This window comes from Mycobacterium sp. (genome assembly GCF_049802695.1).
In the GTDB taxonomy this organism is placed as follows: Bacteria; Actinomycetota; Actinomycetes; order Mycobacteriales; family Mycobacteriaceae; genus Mycobacterium.
Map to the genome: position 1 here is coordinate 1 of NZ_JBARMY010000566.1, position 6,286 is coordinate 6,286.

General features: G+C 66.8%; 8 protein-coding genes and 1 pseudogene. 3 read left to right on the forward strand and 6 right to left on the reverse strand.

All coding sequences use genetic code 11. From position 1 onward, the window contains the following. The 3 genes and pseudogenes from WA317_RS22190 to WA317_RS22200 all read left to right on the forward strand — a co-directional run. Positions 1-441, forward strand: a pseudogene (locus WA317_RS22190) (FeS-binding protein); the annotation flags it as partial. A gap of 22 nt (positions 442-463) precedes the next feature. Next, positions 464-1,756, forward strand: coding sequence for a pyridoxal phosphate-dependent aminotransferase (locus WA317_RS22195; protein ID WP_425175081.1), 1,293 nt, complete (start codon positions 464-466; stop codon positions 1,754-1,756). Next, entirely contained in the window at positions 1,753-1,893 is a 141-nt protein-coding gene (locus WA317_RS22200; RefSeq protein WP_425175082.1) for a hypothetical protein, read from the forward strand. The genes WA317_RS22195 and WA317_RS22200 overlap by 4 nt, the downstream gene beginning before the upstream one ends. Before the next feature lie 19 nt (positions 1,894-1,912). On the opposite strand, the gene WA317_RS22205 is transcribed toward WA317_RS22200, so the two are convergent. The 6 genes from WA317_RS22205 to WA317_RS22230 form a co-directional block, all read right to left on the reverse strand. Next, positions 1,913-2,290, reverse strand: a complete 378-nt coding sequence (locus tag WA317_RS22205) for a DUF732 domain-containing protein (RefSeq protein ID WP_425175088.1) — start codon at positions 2,288-2,290, stop codon at positions 1,913-1,915. A gap of 123 nt (positions 2,291-2,413) precedes the next feature. Continuing rightward, complete coding sequence (gene rfbA / locus WA317_RS22210; protein WP_425175083.1) at positions 2,414-3,280, reverse strand: glucose-1-phosphate thymidylyltransferase RfbA; 867 nt, start codon at positions 3,278-3,280, stop codon at positions 2,414-2,416. A gap of 10 nt (positions 3,281-3,290) precedes the next feature. Next, on the reverse strand, positions 3,291-3,659 hold the full coding sequence (locus WA317_RS22215; protein WP_425175084.1) for a nuclear transport factor 2 family protein: 369 nt from the start codon (positions 3,657-3,659) through the stop codon (positions 3,291-3,293). Positions 3,660-3,686: 27 nt separating this feature from the next. Continuing rightward, a complete protein-coding gene (locus tag WA317_RS22220; protein ID WP_425175085.1) occupies positions 3,687-4,442 on the reverse strand; it encodes a maleylpyruvate isomerase family mycothiol-dependent enzyme in 756 nt (251 codons plus the stop codon). 4 nt (positions 4,443-4,446) lie between these two features. After that, complete coding sequence (locus WA317_RS22225) at positions 4,447-5,772, reverse strand: UDP-glucose dehydrogenase family protein (protein WP_425175086.1); 1,326 nt, start codon at positions 5,770-5,772, stop codon at positions 4,447-4,449. Positions 5,773-5,859: 87 nt separating this feature from the next. Continuing rightward, on the reverse strand, positions 5,860-6,286 hold a 427-nt coding region (locus tag WA317_RS22230), incomplete at its 5' end, for a hypothetical protein (RefSeq protein ID WP_425175087.1).

The following is a 6,286-nucleotide window of genomic DNA, read 5'->3' on the forward strand; positions in this document are numbered from 1 at the left end:
CCGGCGGCACCCGAGGCGAAAGCCGAACCGGCAGAGGCCAAGACCGTCGCGCCACCTGCCAAGGGGCTGGGCCTGGCGGCCGGTGCCAAGCGGCCCGGCGCCAAGAAGACCGCGGCGCCCGCGCAAACCGCGGCCACACCCGACGCGAAAGCTGAACCGGCAGAGACGAAGCCAGCTTCGCAAGCACCCGTCAAGGGCCTCGGGATCGCGGCCGGCGCCAAACGGCCCGGCGCCAAGAAGACCGCCGCCAAAGCGGAAGCCGCACCCACATCGGCCCCGGCTGAGGAGACCAAGCCGCAGCCGCAGGTCCAGGCAACGCCGAAGGGCAAGCCGGCCGGAACGCCCGAGGCGGACGAAGGCAACGGCGAGACTTTGCCCGCTTCCGAGCCGGTGAAAGGCTTGGGCATCGCACGCGGCGCCCGACCGCCCGGCAAGCGGTGACGCCCCTGCTTGGCGAAATCCAGTGGACAGCCGTGGCACCATGGTGGACGTGACTGCTCATCAGGTGCCCTGGCATACCACTGGTCATCACCAGCGGCAGCGCACGTTCGCGCAGTCGTCCAAACTGCAGGACGTCCTGTATGAGATCCGCGGGCCGGTGCACGCTCAGGCCGCGCGACTGGAGGCCGAAGGGCACCGGATCCTCAAGCTGAACATTGGCAATCCGGCGCCGTTCGGCTTCGAGGCACCCGACGTGATCATGCGGGACATGATCCAGGCGCTGCCGAACGCGCAGGGATACTCCGACTCCAAGGGCATCCTTCCAGCCCGGCGCGCGGTAGTCACCCGCTACGAACTGGTCGACGGTTTCCCGCGACTCGACGTCGACGACGTCTACCTCGGTAACGGTGTGTCCGAATTGATCACGCTGACGCTGCAGGCCCTGCTGGACAACGGTGATCAGGTTCTGATTCCCGCACCGGACTATCCGTTGTGGACGGCGTCGACGTCGCTGGCGGGCGGCACCCCGGTTCACTATCTGTGCGACGAGACGCAGGGCTGGCAGCCCGACATCGACGACCTGGCGTCCAAGATCACCGATCGCACAAAGGCGTTGGTGGTGATCAACCCGAATAATCCCACCGGTGCCGTCTACAGCCGCGAAGTGCTCACGCAAATAACCGATTTGGCGCGCAAACACCAGCTGTTGGTGCTCGCCGATGAGATCTACGACAAGATCCTCTACGACGACGCCAAGCACATCAGCTTGGCGTCGGTGGCGCCGGATCTGTTGTGTCTGACGTTCAACGGTTTGTCAAAGGCCTACCGCGTCGCCGGCTACCGGGCCGGCTGGCTGGCGATCACCGGGCCAAAAGATCACGCCAGCAGCTTCATTGAGGGCATCAGCCTGTTGGCGAATATGCGGCTGTGCCCGAATGTGCCTGCACAGCACGCAATTCAGGTCGCGCTGGGTGGCCATCAGAGCATCGCGGACCTGGTGCTGCCGGGCGGTCGGCTGCTCGAGCAACGCGACGTCGCCTGGACCAAGCTCAACGAGATCCCCGGAGTGTCCTGCGTCAAACCGGCGGGTGCGCTCTACACCTTCCCCCGTCTGGACCCCGAGGTCTACGACATCGAAGACGACGAGCAGTTGGTGCTGGACCTGTTGCTGTCGGAGAAGATCCTGGTGACCCAAGGCACCGGATTCAATTGGCCGGCACCAGATCACCTGCGAATCGTGACGCTACCGTGGGCACGCGACTTGTCCAGCGCGATCGAGCGGCTCGGCAATTTTTTGGCCGGCTACCGGCAGTGAGCCGGTTAACCGTGCCGGATGCCGTGACCGGCGCGCAGGACACCAGCGCGGTGGCGGAGTTGGCCACGCTGGCCGACGGTGGGTTAGCCGACCGCCCTGGCCCCGCGATGATCCCGGGCACCCGGGACAACAAGTAGTTCGGTTGCGCGGGCGCGCTCAGCCTTGCGGGCAGTACACGTTGATTGCGATCTCGGTGAAGGTGGCTGCGGTTTGCGATGACATTCCTGGTGAGCCGGCGGTGATGTCTTGCACGATCTGCGTTTCGCTTTCGCCGGCGTGCGCGCGGTCACAGACGTGGTGCGCTTCGTTCATCGTTACGTCGCGAGGTCCTGATGTCTGGAGTCCCTGCTCTGTCAGCAGGTAAAACAGCCGACCGTCTTGGTCCAGCGGCTCTGATCCGGTGTCGGCCTGCACGGCCGCGGCATGCGTACCGGTTCTGGCCGTTCGCGGTGCCAGCAGATCTGGTCGACGGTAGAAGATCACCACCCCGGCGATGACCGCGAAGCCGAACAGCACAGCGGCCACCAGGGCCATGCCTGGCACGGAGGGCGGGTTTGATGTCGAGGTATCCATCGTTGGCACCAAGAATATGCCGTGAAGATGTCTGCCGTTAACCTAACGGCTTGGTGTCTACTGGGAGCTTGCTGAGAGCCTTGCTCAACGCTGTTCCAGGAGTCGCATCAGATAACTGCCGTAACCGGATTTGACCAAGCTGTGGGCGCGACGGGCCAGCTGCTCGTCGTCGATGAAGCCCATCCGCCACGCCACTTCTTCGGGAACGCTGATCTTCAGGCCTTGTCGACGCTCCAGGGTGCGCACATAGTCGCTGGCGTCGAGGAGCGAGTCGAAGGTTCCGGTGTCCAGCCAGGCGGTGCCGCGGGCGAGTATCTCGACGCTCAGCCGGCCCTCGTTGAGGTAGGTCTGGTTGATCTCGGTGATCTCGTACTCGCCGCGCGCGGATTTCCGCAATCCCCGGGCGATCTCGATCACATCGTTGTCGTAGAAGTACAGGCCGGGCACCGCGTATTGCGACTTCGGCGTGGCGGGCTTCTCCTCCAGCGACAGCGCTGTGCCGTCGGCAGCGAACTCGACGACACCGTAGGCCGACGGGTTCGCCACCCAGTAGGCGAAGATTGCGCCGCCGCTGATGGTTTGGAAGCGGCGCAGGCTGGTGCCCAGGCCGGGGCCGAAGAAGATGTTGTCGCCCAGGGCCAGTGCGACCGAGTCGGTTCCGATGTGGTCGGCCCCGATGACGAATGCCTGGGCCAGACCGTCGGGGCGATCCTGGATCGCGTAGCTGATGTCGACGCCGAAGGACGCGCCGTCGCCGAGGACTCGCTCGAAAGCGGGCAGGTCGTGTGCGGTGGTGATGACCTGGATGTCGCGAATACCGGCCATCATCAGCGTCGAGAACGGGTAGTAGACCAGCGGCTTGTCGTACACCGGCAGCAACTGCTTGCTTGCGCCCATGGTGATGGGATACAGCCGGGTGCCGGAGCCGCCGGCCAGGATGATCCCCCGCATCAAGTGCTCCTCAATCGACTAGGTCAGCCTCGGTCAGCTCAGTGGCCGCCAGCGCCGACGCGAGGTCGTCGTGGCGGAACACCGAGGTGACGTGATCGTGGACGACCCGGAACGCCGACGCCGCGGTGCCGCCCGAGCTCTCCGTGCCGCTGATTCTCTGCTCGACGACCACGACCCCGTCATGCACGTAGATGCGGCCGACCTCGGCAGTGGCCGTCATCGCGCCCGCCCATTTACGGAGCGCTTCGTGGCCCTGCCCGGCGCCGTGGACGTCACCGAAGTCGATGTCGTCGCTGGACAACGTCACCAAGGTGTCGAGGTCGGATTCGTTCAACGCGTCGTGCCAGGCCAAGACTGTGGCCATCTCCGATGTGGTCATGATCAGCAAAATACCGTGCGGGTGAGGTCACAGGGGTGTGCGGTCAAGCCAGTGATGCCAGACCGTTTCGTCGCCGAACAGGGTGATGGCGGTATCCGCGATGGGTTTGCGGCGCAAGACAGCCAGCAGCAAGTCGACCGCGCTGCCGCGCAGCGCGACCGTCCCCTTGCCGTGTTCGTGCGACCAGGTGACCTTGTCGTCACAGAGCGCGATGGTCCATTCGCCGTTGATGTCGAGCCCGGAATCGGTGGCGTGCAGGTGCAGCGTGTTGCCGTCGTCCAGCGGCAGCGCTTGACCGTCGCGGCCCCCCTGGATTGCCACCCGCTCGAGCCATTCGCTGATCGCGTCGGCGGCTATTTCGGCTGCGAGCGTGAAGTCGTGACCGACCGCGAGCTCGGCGTCGGCGCGGTGCACCGCCGTCTCGTGCAGCCGGCGTCGCACCCACCAGTTTGCCGGCCGCAATCCGAGGAAGGTCCACACCGGTGTCTCCGGTCCGGTCAGCTCGACGGCGTCGATCAGCCGTTGCGCGCCGCCGTGCAGCCAGGAGATCGCGTCTTTTCGATCCGGTGGCGGCTTACCGCCGTCGACGCTGCGCGGGTCGAGGTAGTGATCGAGACGGTCGCCGATGATCTGCGCCGCCCACCGGTCTCCGCGGCCGACGTGGCGGATCAACTTGTCGAGGTTCCAGCCGGGGCAGGTCGGGACCGGCGCGGACGGGTCGGCGCTGCCGATGACATCACCGAAGGCGCGGTTCTGTTCCAGGAAGGCCGCCGCGAAATCCACCCGGTCAGGCTACGCGCCGGCCTAAACACAGCACCCGCCAACCGGCGCGCTGCCAGCGGGCGATGTCGAGGCAGTTGCGGCCGTCGACGATCACCTTGGCGCGCACCCACGCGGCCAGGTCGTCGGGGTCGAGGTCGACGAATTCGGGCCACTCGGTGAGCAGCAGCACAGCGTCGGCACGTTCGCAAGCTTCGGCGACCGAGACCGCGTAGTTCAATGTCGGGAACACCCGCCGGGCGTTCTCCAGCGCTTTTGGGTCGTAGACGTTGACCGCGGCGCCGTTGAGCTGCAGCTGGCCCGCAACGTTGAGCGCCGGTGAGTCGCGGACGTCGTCGGATTGCGGCTTGAACGCGGCGCCCAGCACGGCGATGTTGGCGCCCAGCAAGGACCCGCCGCATGCGCGGGCGGCCAGTTCGACCATGTGGGTGCGGCGGCGCATGTTGACGTTGTCCACCTCACGCAGAAACGTCAGCGCCTGGTCGGCGCCCAGCTCACCGGCACGTGCCATGAACGCGCGGATGTCCTTGGGCAGGCAGCCCCCGCCGAAACCCAGACCCGCGTTGAGGCATTGGCGCCCGATGCGAGGATCGGCCCCGAGTGCATCGGCCAGCACCGTGATGTCGGCGCCGGCGGCCTCGCAGACCTCGGAGATCGCGTTGATGAACGAGATCTTCGTCGCCAGGAAGGCATTGGCGGACACCTTCACCAGCTCGGCGGTGGGCAGGTCGGTCACCAGGAACGGCACATCGGCCTCCAGCAGTGGCCGGTACAGCTCGCGAACCGCCGCCTCCGCCCGCCGGGACCCGGGTTGCACGCCAAGCACGATGCGGTCGGGCCGAAGAGTGTCCTGCACCGCGAAGCCTTCGCGCAGGAACTCCGGATTCCAAGCCACTTCGACGTCGACTCCGGCCGGCGCCAAGACACGGGCCCGCTCGCCGAGTTCAGTCGCCGTGCCGACCGGCACTGTGGATTTGCCGACGATCACCGATGTCCGGGTCAGCCGGGGCACCAACTCGTCGATGACGGCCCGGACATGGCGCAAGTCCGCGCCGTACTCGCCTTTCTTCTGCGGGGTTCCGACCCCGAGGAAATGCACGTCGGCGAAGTCGGCGGCTATGTCGTAGTCGGTGGTGAACCGAAGGCGGCCGGCAGCGATGTTGTCGGTCAACATCTCCGGCAGCCCGGGCTCGTAGAACGGCGCGTCACCGCTGTTGAGTTTCGCGACCTTGCCGGGGTCGATGTCGACCCCGACCACGTCATGGCCGAGTTCCGCCATTCCGGCGGCGTGGGTGGCGCCCAGGTAGCCAGTGCCGAAGACGGTGCATCTCATACCGCCTATGTAGGCCGCCGGAGTGAGCTAATCGCGACGCGACAACAAGCGGTAGGCGAAATGCAGGTGACAGTTGCCTGCGGGCCGTTACCTGCGCCCGCCGCCGAAGCCGCCGTGCCCTCCGCCGCCGAAGCCACCGCCGCCACCGAAGCCAGGACCGCCGAAGCCAGGACCGCCGAAGGGGCCGTGCCCTCCGCCGCCGTGCTCGCCGCCGAAGGGCCCTTCTACAGGCGGACCGAAGATCCGCGGCGGTTGAGGCGCCGGGACGATGATCGGCACCGGTATGGGCGCGATCGGCGCGGGGAACGGAGCAATCGGAGCGGGCGCCACCGGGGCCTGCGGAATCGGCGCCGGGGCAGGAACAGGCGCCTCCGGAACCGGAGCCGGAGCTTCAGGGACCGGAGCTGGCGCAGCCGGAATTGGTGCAGGTTCAGGAGCGACCGGAACAGGTGCCGGCGCAGGAGCAACCGGAGCCGGTGCGGGGGCCGGAGCGGCGGCCGGCGGAGCCTGCACT